Origin of the sequence: Campylobacter concisus UNSWCS, assembly GCF_000466685.1 — a bacterium.
Lineage (GTDB): Bacteria > Campylobacterota > Campylobacteria > Campylobacterales > Campylobacteraceae > Campylobacter_A > Campylobacter_A concisus_A.
In genome coordinates, this window is record NZ_ANNG01000118.1 from 1 (window position 1) to 644 (window position 644).

Annotated in this window: 1 protein-coding gene; it reads left to right on the top strand. The window is 35.6% G+C overall.

Going from position 1 to position 644, the window contains the following annotated elements; all coding sequences use genetic code 11:
- Nucleotides 1-594 (top strand): NAD(P)/FAD-dependent oxidoreductase (locus tag UNSWCS_RS11140; RefSeq protein WP_035144187.1); only part of this gene is annotated, 594 nt, incomplete at its 5' end.
- Nucleotides 595-644: the final 50 nt, after the last annotated feature.

Consider the following 644-nt stretch of genomic DNA (forward strand, 5'->3'; position numbering starts at 1 on the left):
GTTGGCTTTAGCGTGCAAAAAGATGAGTTTTGGTTTAAAGAGCTTAGCGGCGTTAGTCTAAGTGCAGATGTAGTGATAAATACCAAAATCGAGAGCCATAAATTTAGTGGTGATCTGCTTTTTACACATAGAGGCATAAGTGGTCCAGCGATACTAAACGCCTCACTCTTTTGGCAAAAGGGTCGAATTTGCATAAATTTTTCGCCTAAATTTAGTGAGAAAAATTTAGTAAATGGCAAAAAGCAACTTAGCTCGGTTTTACCTTTGCCAAAGAGATTTGTGCTGGAGTTTTTAAGAAATTTTGGCTTAAAAGATAGAGCATTTTATGAATTTAGTGATGATGAAAAAAATATCATAAAAAGGCTTTTTGCCTATGAGTTTGCTCCGGCTGGGACATTTGGCTTTGAAAGGGCAGAAGTTACAAAAGGTGGTGTAAAAACTAATTTTTTAGATGAAAATTTAGAGTGTAAAAGCATAAAAGGGCTTTACTTTATAGGAGAGGTTTTAGATATCACTGGTATGCTTGGAGGATATAACTTGCATCTAGCCTTTGCAAGTGCTTTAAAGGTGGCTAGCGCTTTAAAAAATAGCTAATCAAATAGAAGTGAAATTTAGAGTGGCAGCCAAAACTGCCACTAAATTTA